At 55.5% G+C, this 12,932-nt stretch carries 11 protein-coding genes and 2 tRNA genes; 6 read left to right on the top strand and 7 right to left on the bottom strand.

What is annotated here, in order from left to right; all coding sequences use genetic code 11:
* Positions 1–8 precede the first annotated feature (8 nt).
* The 3 genes from CDH48_RS08205 to CDH48_RS08195 all read right to left on the bottom strand — a co-directional run bounded on the left by CDH48_RS08205 (position 9) and on the right by CDH48_RS08195 (position 1,659).
* Positions 9–812 carry an MOSC domain-containing protein gene (locus CDH48_RS08205; protein WP_319826651.1) on the bottom strand — a complete coding sequence of 268 codons (804 nt, stop codon included), beginning with the start codon at positions 810–812 and terminating at the stop codon, positions 9–11.
* Between the two features lie 90 nt (positions 813–902).
* A tRNA-Gly gene (locus CDH48_RS08200) sits at positions 903–978 on the bottom strand.
* Positions 979–1,056: 78 nt separating this feature from the next.
* Positions 1,057–1,659, bottom strand: a complete 603-nt coding sequence (locus tag CDH48_RS08195) for a DUF924 family protein (RefSeq protein WP_100688252.1) — start codon at positions 1,657–1,659, stop codon at positions 1,057–1,059.
* A 101-nt stretch (positions 1,660–1,760) separates the two neighbouring features.
* Between CDH48_RS08195 and CDH48_RS08190 the strand changes: the two genes are divergently transcribed.
* The 3 genes from CDH48_RS08190 (at position 1,761) to CDH48_RS08180 (ending at position 3,222) form a co-directional block, all read left to right on the top strand.
* Positions 1,761–2,138 (top strand): sirohydrochlorin chelatase, encoded by a 378-nt coding sequence (locus CDH48_RS08190; RefSeq protein ID WP_100688251.1) that lies wholly within the window; start codon positions 1,761–1,763, stop codon positions 2,136–2,138.
* 11 nt (positions 2,139–2,149) lie between these two features.
* A complete protein-coding gene (locus tag CDH48_RS08185; RefSeq protein WP_100688250.1) occupies positions 2,150–3,052 on the top strand; it encodes a TIGR01777 family oxidoreductase in 903 nt (300 codons plus the stop codon).
* A gap of 94 nt (positions 3,053–3,146) precedes the next feature.
* Positions 3,147–3,222 (top strand) — tRNA-Glu (locus tag CDH48_RS08180).
* A gap of 94 nt (positions 3,223–3,316) precedes the next feature.
* Here CDH48_RS08180 and ccoM read toward each other — a convergent pair.
* Positions 3,317–3,472, bottom strand: a complete 156-nt coding sequence (ccoM, locus tag CDH48_RS19190; RefSeq protein ID WP_188437723.1) for a cytochrome c oxidase subunit CcoM — start codon at positions 3,470–3,472, stop codon at positions 3,317–3,319.
* 234 nt (positions 3,473–3,706) lie between these two features.
* Here ccoM and CDH48_RS08175 point away from each other — a divergent pair, with 234 nt between their 5' ends.
* The 3 genes from CDH48_RS08175 to pta all read left to right on the top strand — a co-directional run bounded on the left by CDH48_RS08175 (position 3,707) and on the right by pta (position 9,581).
* Positions 3,707–6,124, top strand: a complete 2,418-nt coding sequence (locus CDH48_RS08175; RefSeq protein ID WP_100688249.1) for a bifunctional diguanylate cyclase/phosphodiesterase — start codon at positions 3,707–3,709, stop codon at positions 6,122–6,124.
* A 21-nt stretch (positions 6,125–6,145) separates the two neighbouring features.
* Positions 6,146–7,333: an acetate/propionate family kinase gene (locus CDH48_RS08170; RefSeq protein WP_100688248.1), complete on the top strand. Its 1,188-nt coding sequence runs from the start codon at positions 6,146–6,148 to the stop codon at positions 7,331–7,333.
* Positions 7,334–7,424: 91 nt separating this feature from the next.
* On the top strand, positions 7,425–9,581 hold the full coding sequence (gene pta / locus CDH48_RS08165; RefSeq protein WP_100688247.1) for a phosphate acetyltransferase: 2,157 nt from the start codon (positions 7,425–7,427) through the stop codon (positions 9,579–9,581).
* 22 nt (positions 9,582–9,603) lie between these two features.
* Here the strand turns inward: pta and der are convergent, their stop codons facing one another.
* From der to CDH48_RS08150, 3 genes are all read right to left on the bottom strand, one after another.
* On the bottom strand, positions 9,604–11,025 hold the full coding sequence (der, locus tag CDH48_RS08160) for a ribosome biogenesis GTPase Der (protein ID WP_100688246.1): 1,422 nt from the start codon (positions 11,023–11,025) through the stop codon (positions 9,604–9,606).
* A gap of 61 nt (positions 11,026–11,086) precedes the next feature.
* The gene (bamB, locus tag CDH48_RS08155; RefSeq protein ID WP_227521009.1) at positions 11,087–12,253 is read right to left on the bottom strand and encodes an outer membrane protein assembly factor BamB; all 1,167 of its coding nucleotides are present in this window, start codon (positions 12,251–12,253) and stop codon (positions 11,087–11,089) included.
* Between the two features lie 5 nt (positions 12,254–12,258).
* Entirely contained in the window at positions 12,259–12,924 is a 666-nt protein-coding gene (locus CDH48_RS08150) for a YfgM family protein (protein WP_100688244.1), read from the bottom strand.
* Between the last annotated feature and the right edge of the window lie 8 nt (positions 12,925–12,932).

The raw sequence follows: 12,932 nt of genomic DNA, 5'->3' as shown, positions 1-12,932 counted from the left end.
GTTGCGTTTTACTCCGATTCAATAACAGTGATTGGGTCACCCACATGGATGATCCCGGGGGATTCGTGAATGGCGTTCTGGCCAAAGATCACGCCATCTGCCGTTCTGCGGTATCCTGACAGCGTTCGCAGGGGTTGCAGGCCGGGGTCTTTTACCCCGGTATCGGGATCGACGGTGGTCAGAATACAGCGGGAACTCGGCTTCACAATATCGAAGCGGTGGCTTCCCACTGTCAGTTTGCGCCACCCGTCCTCCTGCCACGGCACCGCGCCCGCAACAACAATGTTGGGCCGGAACCGTCGCATTTCGACCGGTGTCTCGAGCCGCCCGTTAAGCTCATCCAATGATGCCAGGCTGGAAATCAGGAAAGGGAAGCCGTCTGCGAACCCCACGCGGCGATATTCATCAACACGCCCCGCATCAACGCGCCGAAACGATGAATCCGGCATGTAAACAAAGCGCAGAGGCTTGCCGCAGAAACGGCTTATCGCCTCATTTGCAGCCTCTTCGCCCTCATAAGCCTTAACCCAGTCACGCCAGACCAGCACTCGCAAGGAACGATCAGTTACCTGCAGCCTGAAGACACCCTCATCAGGAATACGAATCGTGGTGTGCCCGTTCTCCAGTTCCGCAGCCACCCTCGCCAGGACTGGTACTTCCCTTTGCGTAACAAAGCGGCGATCGTCATCCACCAGCATCCAGCGACGATCACCCTTAGGGCCGAAATCATCCATTTCAAACCGGGAAACGTCGATGCCCGCAAGAGACTTGACCGGGTATATATGGAGTGAATGGACTTTCAAAAGGCGCACCTCCGAAGCAGAATTCAGGTATGGGCGAGGCGACCAGTATACCGAAAAAAGAAAAACCCGGCCTCTTTCGAGAACCGGGTTTCCTGAATCTGGAGCGGGAAACGAGATTCGAACTCGCGACCCCAACCTTGGCAAGGTTGTGCTCTACCAACTGAGCTATTCCCGCAGTGTTGATCGGCTGCTGCCAACAACGGAAGCGTATTTTACCCGTCCCGTCCCTTTCGTCAACCTCCTTTCGGAACTTTTATTGACCAAAGCGGCGGGCGGTGCCCAGGTATTCCTTTTCAGCCTCGGTAGATGCACGCCCCAGAGCCTGGTTTCTGTGGGGGAAGCGGCCGAACCGGTCGATGATTTGCCGGTGATCCTCCGCAGATTTCAGAAAGCTTCCCAGAAACTCCTGAAGTATCCCGGTTGTTGAAGCCACCAACTGCTCATAACATTCCACCGACAACGCCTGGTCCTCCCTGTTTTCTGCATGTTGCAGGGGCATGTACATGAAAGCCCGTTGAACGGGTGGTAGCGACATATCATGACCTTTACGCATAGCTTCCTTGCAGAGCCTGTTGGCGAGCTTATCCTGTTCAAACGCCAGGGCCCCGCCACGAAAAATGTTCCGGGAAAACTGATCCAGCAGTAGTATTTCCGCAAGCCGGCCACCCGGTTCTCTGCGCCAGTGGTCCAGCCCCTGTTCAGAAGCAAAGAGAACCATGGAAAGAAAGCGGCGCCGGATTTCCCGGTCAAACGCTTTGCTGACACGAAACCAGCGATTGCGATGAAAGCTGTCGGGTAATCCGTGTTCATCAAAACTTCCAAACCAGAAATCCAGAATCTCTTTCCAATCGAACATTGATTGACACCCTGTTATCTTGATTATTGAGCAGGCAGAGAATACCGGCCCACACTGGAAATTACGACAGACATCTTTCTATTGACTACCCGGGAGCTTTAATGACCAGACACGGCATCATTCTGTTAGCACATGGCAGCAGCGATAAACGCTGGTGCGACACTTTCGAAGCTCTCGCAGAGCCCACCATCAAGGCAGTCGACAACTCCAGGATTGCCTACATGGAACTCGCAGAACCGTCGCTGGATACCGTCGTGCATGAGGGCATTGCTAACGGCACCCTTGAGTTTACCGTAGTGCCCCTGTTTCTCGCGGCCGGCCGCCACCTGCGCAAAGATGTGCCGGCAATGATCGAGGCTCTTGAAAAGTCCACTGGTGCCAGCATCAGGCTCTGCCCGCCCATTGGGGAAAATCCGCTGCTGGGGCAGGCAATCAAAGACGTTGTTGCACTCCAGCTCGGTCACAACACCGGAGATTGAGGAGCACCACCATGAACAAGCGAGTATTGATTACCGGCGGAACCGGTTTTATTGGCAGCGCACTATGCGCCAATATGCTTGACCGAGGCTATGAGCTGACTGTTTTAAGCCGGCAATCTGCAGAAAAGGTACGCTCAATCTGCGGTGAAGTATGCGTTGTTCATGACCTTGAAAGCCTGGGATCCGATGATGGTTACCAGGCGATCATCAACCTCGCAGGGGAAGGGATCGCAGAAAAGCGTTGGACTGAGGAGCGAAAACAGATCCTGCGGGAAAGCCGGATAGATCTTACCAACACCCTCACCGGGATCATCAGCAGTTGGAAGAACCCGCCCGAAGTTATGGTATCAGGGTCGGCAGTCGGTTTTTACGGCGACCAGCAAGATAAACCGGTAACGGAAGATACTGTGCCTCATGATGAATTCAGCCACCGGTTATGTAGAGACTGGGAGAATGCGGCGCTTGCAGCACGCTCTCTCAACGTGCGGGTCTGCCTGTCCAGAACCGGTATCGTGGCAGGCCCCGGAGGCGGCTTTTTGCAGCGCATGCTTATGCCATTCAAACTCGGGCTCGGAGGGCGCCTCGGAACCGGAGAGCAGTTCATGCCCTGGATTCATCGCACGGATGTGGTCGCCGCCCTGATCTGGATGCTGGAAACACCAGAAGCGTCAGGCGCCTATAACGTCGTCAGCCCGAACCCGGTCACCAACCGGGAATTTACTCGCTGCCTTGCCAGCACGCTCAGGCGGCCTGCGATATTTCCGGCACCTGCGCCCATGCTCAAACTGGCCCTCGGTGAAATGTCCCGCCTTCTGCTCACAGGTCAGAGGGCGATACCCGAAAGACTGAACAACTCCGGATTCAAATTCAGGTTCCCAACCCTGGACAACGCCCTTGAAGACGCTGTGCGATGAAGAGGCCGTTTTTTTGAAACAAAACCGTTGACAGGTGCTAATGCCTTACCTAATATACGCGCCACCTCGACGAGGGAAGGTTTTAAAGCGTTGCGTCCCCTTCGTCTAGTGGCCTAGGACTCCGCCCTTTCACGGCGGCAACAGGGGTTCGAACCCCCTAGGGGACGCCAATTTTACTGCCCGGTCATTCAGCTTACGGACCGTAAAGTAAACACCGGTTTCAGACACAGAGACCGGACTTCCCAGGCTTCAATTGTGGCCAATTCAGATTGCAGTGCCTCCGGTTTTAACGTCCTTCTTTCGTGTTTTTCCCCCGTGTGCTTTTTGATCCCGCATTACAAAAACACCGACACCCACAAAAAACACTACCATCAACAGAACTGTTGCAATTCCTGCGAAAACGACTGCGTCCATATACATGACTCTTCTCCCGTCTGCTATCAAACCTGACTGGGTTCAGATTACGCCACCACCGGACACAATTATTGATCTACATCAATGGTCAATACCACTCCCGCAATGGAAACTGCTGCAAACGCCTAAAGCGGCACACTTTTCTCCTGTTTTCAGGGAATTTGAAGTGCAAGGCTGCTATAGTCGGCCATCAACAGAGTGTCTGTTCCAATAAACCGGTTTGGGTGGCTGAAGTACGACATGCCAAAACTACCGACACGCCTTCAGCGCTTTCGCACTGGGTCTCCCCTGTCGTTCAGGCTTCTTGCCTGGATTCTCGTGTTCAGCACGGTTTTTACGCTCATCGCATCGGCCATCCAGATCTATTCTGACTATCGCAAGGAACTCGCCCAGATTGACAGCCGTATGCAGGTTGTTGAATCAGGATACTCCTCCAGCCTTGCAAAAAGTCTCTGGGCGCTCGACCGGAACCTGCTCCAGACCCAAATGGAGGGCATCCTTAGCCTGCCTGACATTGTCCATCTGCGACTGGGGATTGAGCCGGATTCCGAATTGGTCATGGGCGAAATTGCCCGTGGTGCCGACACCAGATCGCACAAGTTCGAAATTTTTCACCAGGGCGACCGCAAAGTCAGGCTCGGCGAACTGACGGTTACCGCTGATCTGGGTCGCGTTTACCAGGACCTGAAAGAAAAGGTGGGTATCATACTTGCCACGGAGTTCCTGAAAACGTTTCTTGTATCCATACTGATCATCCTGGTATTCCAGCACTTTGTTACCCGCCATCTCACCTCGATGGCGAATTACGCAAAAGATCTGTCCCTGACAAACCTGGGCACCCCCCTCACCCTGGATCGCCCGGATACGCCGTCTCACCGGAGCGACGAGATCGGTCGTGTAACCGAAGCCATCAACCAGATGCGCGAGAGGCTGAACGACGACATGGTGCGCCAGGAACGGGACGCTGCGGAGATCCACAAGTTCTCCAAAGCCATCGAGCAAAGCCCTTCCTCCGTCGTTATCTGCGACCGCCAGTGGCGGGTAGAATTTGCCAACCACAAGTTCACGCAGCTCACCGGATACAATGCCAAATCAATAGTGGGCCGCCATCCGGGAGCCTTGAGCGATAACAGCGCGGAAAACCGGGACAATCGCATTCTCTGGCAATCCATCCGCCTGCAGGTTCAGCGTGTTGGTGTCTGGCAGGGTGAGGTAAACAGCATCAGGCGAAACGGTGAACGGTTTTGGGAACAACTGACCGTCACACCTATAAAAGATAGTGCTGGCGAGGTCACGGGTTATCTCATCCTGGGTGAGGATATCAGCATCCGGAAACGCTTCGAGCAGCAGTTGCTGCGACAGGCCAATTACGACATCCTCACCGGCCTGCCCAACCGCATGCTGGCGCTGGACCGGCTAAAACTGGCGCTGGCGCAGGCGCGCCGTGAAGGCTCCATGGTCGGCGTGATGTTTCTCGATCTGGATAATTTCAAGCACATAAACGACACCCTCGGCCACGATGCCGGTGACAGCCTTCTGATTGAAGCCGCGCGGCGAATTTCCAGCTGTTTACGCGGAAGCAGCACCGTAGCCCGGCTCGGGGGTGACGAATTTCTGGTTATTCTTCCGGGTCTTGCAGGCCCCGAATCCACTTCCCAGGTTGCCGAACGCATCCTGGCAACCTTCGAACCCGCCTACGCGCTGAACGGCCAGGAAGTGTTTGTTACCACCAGTATCGGTATTTCAATCTTCCCCACGGATTCTGATAACAGTGGTACCCTGCTCCAGCACGCGGATGCCGCCATGTACCAGGCAAAGCACCAGGGCAAGAGCTCTTACGCCCACTTTACCCCGGAAATGTCTGAGGTATCCCATGAGCGCCTGCAAATGGAATCCCGCCTGCGCAGGGCGCTGGAGCTGAAGGAATTTGAACTCTACTTTCAACCCATTGTGGATACTGCCTCCGGTAAGTTGCGGGCGGCCGAGGCATTGCTGCGCTGGAATAACCCGGTTATGGGCATGGTGATGCCGGACCGTTTTATCCCGCTGGCCGAAGAGACGGGGCTTATTATTTCTATCGGCGAATGGGTGCTCGAGCAGGCCTGCAGCGCTGCCTCCGGCTGGAAGGAACAGACCGGTCTGGACATAGGCATATCGGTTAATGTCTCGCCCCGGCAGTTTCGTGACCCCGGCTTTATCAGTGCTGTCGCACGTGCACTCTCGAACAACAACCTGGCGCCGGAGCGTCTGGAGCTGGAAATTACCGAACGTTTGCTGCTTGATAACTCGATCGAAACGGCACAAATTCTCAAGGAGCTGGATCGGAAGAAAGTACGCCTGTCAGTGGATGATTTTGGCACAGGCTACTCTGCCCTGAGCTACCTTAAAAGCTATCCGTTTGATAGTCTGAAAATAGACAGGACCTTTATCAATGACGTGCTGAAGGAACCCGAGGATGCTTCTCTTGTGCGCGCGATCATCAATATGGCTCACAGCCTTGAGCTGACCGTCGTCGCGGAAGGCGTTGAAAGCGAACCACAGACCCGGTTCCTGAAAAAGGAGGGCTGCGATTACTCCCAAGGGTACTTCTACAGTCGTCCACTCCCTGCCGAGGAGTTTAGCGAGTGGCTTAGAACCAATCACCGTACACCAAACTGACCCCCGGGGTGTCTTTGGAACATGAAACAATCCATTCTGGTCGTTAATTGTGGTAGCTCATCGCTTAAACTCGCGCTGTTCGACGAAACTGATCAGCAGCTCGCATCGGCAACAGCCGAGCGCCTTAATGGCAAGGATGCTTTTGCCAGAATCGAGGGCGACAACCGAACCGTAGCACTCCCGGCCAGTGCCGATCACAAACAGGCTTTGCAGGCACTGATTTCTACCCTGAGGGAACGTCAGCTGATGCCGGCCATTCCAGCTTCCATTGGTCACCGGGTGGTTCATGGAGGGGAAACCTTCCGCGAAGCCGCGCTCATTGATGACGACGTTGTTGCTGCCATAGACGAATGTGCCGGCCTTGCACCCCTTCACAACCCGGTGAACGTTGTGGGAATTGAAGCGACACGGGACTTGTTTCCCGACGTTCCACAGGTTGCGGTGTTTGACACCGCGTATCACCAGACTCTTGCGCCGAGAGCGTACCTTTATGCGGTTCCGCAAGCCTTCTACCATGACTGGAGTGTCCGACGCTATGGGTTCCACGGAACCAGCCATTTTTTCATGGCAAATGAGGCGGCACGACGATTAGGCAAAACACTGGCGACAACGTCCATCATTTCAGCTCACCTGGGCAACGGGTGCAGCATTACGGCAATCAGGGATGGCCTCAGCGTCGACACCAGCATGGGCCTGACCCCGCTGGAGGGGCTGGTTATGGGAACCCGCAGCGGCGATATTGACCCGGGCCTTTTCGACTACCTGGCGTCCAGAGGCATCCCGCTGGCAGAGGTTCACAAGATACTTAACCACAAGAGCGGGCTTCTCGGCATATCCGGCCAGACCAACGATATGCGGGCACTGTGTGAACTGGCTGATCATGGCCACGAACCGTCAGCGCTTGCCATCGAGATATTCTGTTTCCGCCTTGCGAAATATGTCGGAGCCATGATGGCATCGCTGAGACATCTTGACGCCCTGGTGTTCACCGGAGGTATCGGAGAAAACAGCGACCGGGTCAGGGAAAAAACCCTGGAGCACCTGGGGCTTCTGGGGTTCACTATTGATCCGGATATGAACGAGCATCATGGTCGCTACAGCGATGGCAGAATAGACCATGCCGATTCACGCTTTCCCGTTCTGGTCATTCCAACCAACGAAGAACTGGTGATCGCCCGCGAGGCTCGCCGCCTGGCGGCCACCCTCTGAGGCGCAGTGTCCAGAACCTGTCACAAACTGCCACGGCGCCTTTTTACCATCATTTTAAAGCACTATTTCAAGCACTACCCGGAACTCATTTATGGCCAAAAGTCTGTTTATCGCCCCGACATCCATGGATTCGGGGCTCACGTCTGTTTGCCTTGGTTTGTTGCGCGCCATGGAGCGCGTGGGCGTCAGCGTTGGATTTTACAAACCCTTTCGTCCATCAAAGAATCAGAGCCGGTCGCCACACAACGATGGCAAGGATTCATCGGTTACCTTTGTCCAGTCGCGCAGCCATCTGCGCCCACCTGACCCCATTCCGCTAAAAAAAGCCCAGCAACTGCTGAACCGAGGCAAATCTGACCTGCTGATGGAATCTGTGGTTGGCGAATACCAGAAAGTCGCAAAAGATGTAGACGTAGTGGTCATCGAAGGCCTGGTTCCTGATCGCAGTGAGGCGTACATAGCCCGGCTGAACCTGGAAGTGGCCCGCAACCTCGGCTCCGATGTAATACTTGTGAGCACCCCGGGCGATAGCAGCACGGAAGAACTGGATGAGGAACTGGATTTCGCTGCACGGCTGTTTTCCGATGTATCCGTGCAGGATGTCATTGCGGTTATACTCAACAAGATTGGAGAACCCGAAAGGTCAGGCCTCGAACCCTATAGCAATATAAGCCAAGCCGTCCGTGAAACCCCCGATTACCGGAACAATTGCAAGGTTTTCCGGGATGGTCGTTTTCGTTTGCTGGCCGAAATCCCCTGGCAGCCCGATCTGCTCGCGCCTCGTGTATCCGATATTGCACGTGAGCTTGGTGTTCCCGCGCTGCATGAAGGCCAGATGCACACACGCAGAGTTCAGAAGGTTTCGGTTTGTGCCCGTTCAATTCGCAACATGACAGAGATCCTGGGCCCGGGCACCCTGTTGGTCACACCGGGCGACCGTGAAGACATTATCGTGACAACCGCCGTGGCGGCCCTGAATGGCGTACCCCTGGCCGGTCTCATGCTGACCGGCGGCCTGATGCCCGATCAACGGGTAATCAACCTGTGCTCCCGGGCCCTGAACACCGGCCTGCCGGTCCTGAGTTCACAGACCAATACCTATGAGACAGCTCACCTGTTGGCGAACCTGTCTACCGGTATTCCGACCGACGACCCGGATCGGATAGAAAAAGCGATGGAGTCCGTGGCGACAAAGATTGATACCGACTGGCTGCAGGAACACCTTCGTGTTGAAGTTCAGAAACGCCTGTCTCCTCCGGCTTTTCGTTATCAGTTGTCCGAACGAGCCCGGGCAGCAGATAAGCGCATCATTTTGCCCGAAGGCAGCGAGCCCAGGACAGTGCAGGCCGCCATTATCTGCCACCAGCGTCAACTGGCACGCTGTGTCCTGATCGGTGACAAGGAAGAAATCCGTGCCATCGCGACCTCTCAGGGATTTGAATTGCCCGATGAAATTGAAATCATCGACCCTGTGCGCGCCCGCCCGAATTATGTCACGCCGATGGTTGAACTGCGAAAACACAAGGGGCTGACGCCGGAAATGGCGGAAGCGATGCTTGAGGATAACGTGGTTATGGGCACCATGATGGTAGCGCTCGACGAGGCCGACGGCCTGGTTTCCGGGGCTATTCACACCACGGCAAATACCGTGCGCCCAGCCCTGCAGCTGATCAAGACCCACGATCAGGCCAAGGTCGTTTCGTCGGTATTTTTTATGCTCTTGCCGCAACAGGTTCTGGTTTACGGTGACTGCGCTATCAACCCGGACCCAGACGCCGAGGAACTGGCAGACATTGCCATACAGAGCGCCCAGTCAGCAGAAGCATTCGGTATTGAGCCGGTTGTCGCCATGATCAGCTACAGCACCGGTGAGTCCGGTAGCGGGCATGATGTGGAGAAAGTGCGGGAAGCAACCAGAATTGCCCGCGAGCGCAGGCCGGACCTGCTGATCGATGGCCCGCTCCAGTATGATGCAGCCGCCATCGAAAGCGTAGCCCGAAGCAAGGCTCCGGAAAGCAAGGTAGCCGGGAAAGCCACCGTATTCATCTTCCCGGATCTCAACACGGGAAACACCACATACAAAGCCGTTCAGCGCAGTGCCAATGTGGTAAGTATCGGGCCCATGCTTCAGGGCCTGAGAAAGCCGGTAAACGATCTTTCGCGGGGTGCACTGGTGGAGGATATTGTATTTACCATCGCACTGACGGCAGTGCAGGCGAAACAGGTAGAGGACGCGGGGCTGGCCTGAGCCGCCCCGCAGAATGGGCCTTTCAGCGCTTTAAACTTTTCTGGCGGGCCTTTTTCACCCGGCGCCCCGCCTTCATGTCGTTATCCTGCTTAACCTTCTGGCGCGGCGTTTTACGGTCAACTTTTCCGGCAAAGGGATTCTCGCTTGAACGGAATTCGAAGCGGATAGGCGACCCTGTTACGTTCAACACCTTGCGGAAAGTATTTTCAAGGTAACGCTTATAGGAGGCTGGCAAGGCCGCTGTCTGGTTACCGTGAACCACAATGATCGGGGGGTTAGAACCACCCTGGTGGGCATAACGCAGCTTAATCCTGCGCCCTCGAACCATGGGCGGCTGGTGCTGGGAAACGGCGTCTTCAAGGATGGCGGTCAGGCGGTTGGTTGGCCATTTTGCCATCGCCGACTCGTAACAGGCTTCAACGGAATCGTACATAACGCCCACGCCGGATCCGTGGAGCGCGGAAATATAGTGTTTATCGGCGTAATCAAGAAAATCCAGGCGACGCTTCACCTGCTCTTTTACCCGAGCCCGGTCTTCGGGATCCATCCCATCCCATTTATTAACCGCTATTACCAGTGAACGGCCGGCATCAAGAACGAAACCAATCAGGTGCAGATCCTGATCAACCAGGCCTTCACGTGCATCTATAACCAGTATTACCACATGGGCATCATCAATGGCTTGCAGGGTCTTGATGATGGAAAACTTTTCCACCACCTCACTGACATTTTTACGGCGCCGGACACCTGCGGTATCTATGAGGGTGTATTGCTTGCCGTGGCGTTCGTAAGGGATATACACGCTGTCTCGCGTAGTGCCGGGCATATCGTAGACAATTACCCGCTCCTCACCCAGCATCCGGTTTACCAGCGTCGATTTTCCGACATTGGGCCGACCGACAATACCAATCCGAATACCCGGATAACGCTCAGCCCGGTCCTCCTCCACGCGGTCTTCTTCGGAAGGTAACAGCACCTCCAGCATCGAACGAATGCCGCGATTGTGGGAGGCCGCCACCAGGAAAGTCGACTCAAACCCGAGGCTGTAAAAATCAGCAGCGGCGATGTCGGGGTCCTGGCCGTCCGTCTTGTTAACCACCAGATGCGCCTGCTTGCCTGATCGACGCAAATGATTGGCAATCACTTCGTCACCCGCCGTCAGCCCGGCCCGACCATCAACCAGAAACAGCACGATATCGGCTTCATCAACTGCCTGCAGCGATTGCCGTGCCATCTCCGCATCCAGGCCCTCCTCTGTTCCCGTCAGGCCACCGGTATCAATAACAATAAAGCGCTGGCCTTCGTAAGTGCCCTCACCGTACTTGCGATCCCGGGTCAGCCCGGGAAAGTCCGCCACCAGAGCATCGCGGGAACGCGTCATCTGGTTGAATAAAGTCGATTTGCCAACGTTTGGCCGACCGACAAGGGCAATTACTGGGGTCATAATAATTCGCTGTAGATTCGTTTCAGGCCCGGCAACCGGCAGAGCGTCGAGGAGGAGCGGTTCAGTTCCGCTCCTTCAGTTTGAATACGGACAGTTTACCGCCATTTCCGAAAACCATTAGATTTCCATTCGCCAGGCGTTGCAATGGAACCCGAATACCATCGCCATCATAATGTTTTTGGCCCACGAGACTGCCATCATCACTGGCCAGCACATGCAGATAGCCTTCATAATCGCCAACAACCAGGTAGTTTCCATACACGGCAGGCTGGGTCAGTTGGCGCCAGGATAACTTGTCCTGAAGCCAGAGTTCTCTGCGGTCACTACCCCGGTAAGCGACTATGTTGCCGTTTGCCAAAGACAGGTAGATGTTGCCGTTGCCAACCATTGGCGCCTGCAAACTCGATGCCTTGCGGCTCCAGATTTCCTGGCCGGTACGGATATCAACCAGAGCCAGCTTGCCCTGGTATCCGGAAACCATCACCGCACTGTCGAGAACCAACGGCTGGCCGGCAATGTCTACAAGCCTCTCCAGCTCTGTGCGCCCCTGGGGCTGCCCAACCTCATACTGCCAAACCGGTTGGCCGGCGTCGGCCGACAGGGCGATAAGCTTGCCGTTCGAGAACGAGGCGATCACGACATCACCCCCCACCAGAGGAGCCGCAGCTGCGCGCAACGACAAGGCCGGCACAAAACCATCATACTGCCAGAGTTTCTCGCCGTTGGCTGTATCAAACGCAAGCACCCGGCCATCGGTGGTCTGGGTGACTACCAATGCCCCGTTGGATTGCGGTGCAGCAAGGACTTCTGTTGGCAGGGCTTTGCGCCACAGCTCCTCTCCGTTTTTACGGGACAAGGCCAGAAGATCTGCTTCACGGGTTACCAGGTAAAGCTGATCACGGTCGCCGCCAACACCGGCAAATATGCGATCCTCAAGGTCCCGTTCCCATTTCAGCTTACCGGTTTCAGCCTCCAGGGCCATCAGCTCGCCGTCAGCGGAGGCGGCATACACTGTGTCACCGGCATTCAGGGGCGCGAGATACAGAAAATCATCATCGTGGCCATCCCCTACCGACCTGCTCCACACCTTTTTGAACTTAACGGTGCTGTCGATGTCGGGAACCGGCACCGGCTGCTCAAACGTATCGGTTGTGCTGCAACCGGAAACACCGAATACTGCCAGCAAAACAGCGATTACGCCGGCCCGGACCAGTCTGTTGCCCGTCACCTGCATCAGGCCTCCTCTCCAACACCAAGATCAGACAGCTTGAGCTCCAGAAGACCACTGCGGCCCTGCTGGCTCTGCTCCCGGGCCGTCAGGTAAGCTTCACGGGCACCTTTTGTGTCACCCTGGGCCAACAGGATGTCGCCCCGTAACTCGGAGAAAATTGCAGCAAAGGCATCTGCACGCTCAACACTTCCCGCGTTTTCAATAGTGGCCAGTGCTTCATCATAACGCCCGGCAGAAAACTGAGCCCGGGCAAGGCGGTTACGCACCACCAGAGCCAGCGCCTCGTAGTCTCCGGCTTTATCGAGAGCCCATTGCAGTGAATCAATGGCTGCCTCTGCGTTGTTGTCTTCCATCAGTTGCTGGCGTGCAAGGATAAGGTTGCCATACACAGCATAGGCACTGTCGGTATAGTCCTCTCGCAGAGTTTTCGCTACAAAGGCGACGGTTTCCCCTGTGGTTTCGTCCGTCTGATCAGCAAACGCGTTCAGCAGCGTTGCAAACTGATTTGCGGCCTCGGCCCTCTGCTGCTCCTGATGGTTTTGCCAGACCTGCCAGCCGAATACAATTGCAAGGGCGGCACCGATACCAATGAGCAGGGAACTGCCATTATTCTTCCACCAATCCTTGATCGCCTGTATCTGTTCTTCTTCGGTGCGCAATTCAGCCATGATGACTC

Origin of the sequence: Marinobacter aromaticivorans (assembly GCF_002806975.1) — a bacterium.
In the GTDB taxonomy this organism is placed as follows: domain Bacteria; phylum Pseudomonadota; class Gammaproteobacteria; order Pseudomonadales; family Oleiphilaceae; genus Marinobacter; species Marinobacter aromaticivorans.
This window is presented reverse-complemented; position numbering and strand designations above follow the sequence as displayed.

Bases quoted from the DNA above. Each gene is read 5' to 3' on its own strand.
- CDH48_RS08170 (WP_100688248.1), top strand. From the start codon at position 6,146: ATGAAACAATCCATTCTGGTCGTTAATTGTGGTAGCTCATCGCTTAAA.
- CDH48_RS08175 (WP_100688249.1), top strand. From the start codon at position 3,707: ATGCCAAAACTACCGACACGCCTTCAGCGCTTTCGCACTGGGTCTCCC.
- CDH48_RS08195 (WP_100688252.1), bottom strand. From the start codon at position 1,659: ATGTTCGATTGGAAAGAGATTCTGGATTTCTGGTTTGGAAGTTTTGAT.
- der (WP_100688246.1), bottom strand. From the start codon at position 11,025: ATGACCCCAGTAATTGCCCTTGTCGGTCGGCCAAACGTTGGCAAATCG.
- CDH48_RS08185 (WP_100688250.1), top strand. From the start codon at position 2,150: ATGAACAAGCGAGTATTGATTACCGGCGGAACCGGTTTTATTGGCAGC.
- CDH48_RS08190 (WP_100688251.1), top strand. From the start codon at position 1,761: ATGACCAGACACGGCATCATTCTGTTAGCACATGGCAGCAGCGATAAA.
- CDH48_RS08150 (WP_100688244.1), bottom strand. From the start codon at position 12,924: ATGGCTGAATTGCGCACCGAAGAAGAACAGATACAGGCGATCAAGGAT.
- ccoM (WP_188437723.1), bottom strand. From the start codon at position 3,472: ATGTATATGGACGCAGTCGTTTTCGCAGGAATTGCAACAGTTCTGTTG.
- pta (WP_100688247.1), top strand. From the start codon at position 7,425: ATGGCCAAAAGTCTGTTTATCGCCCCGACATCCATGGATTCGGGGCTC.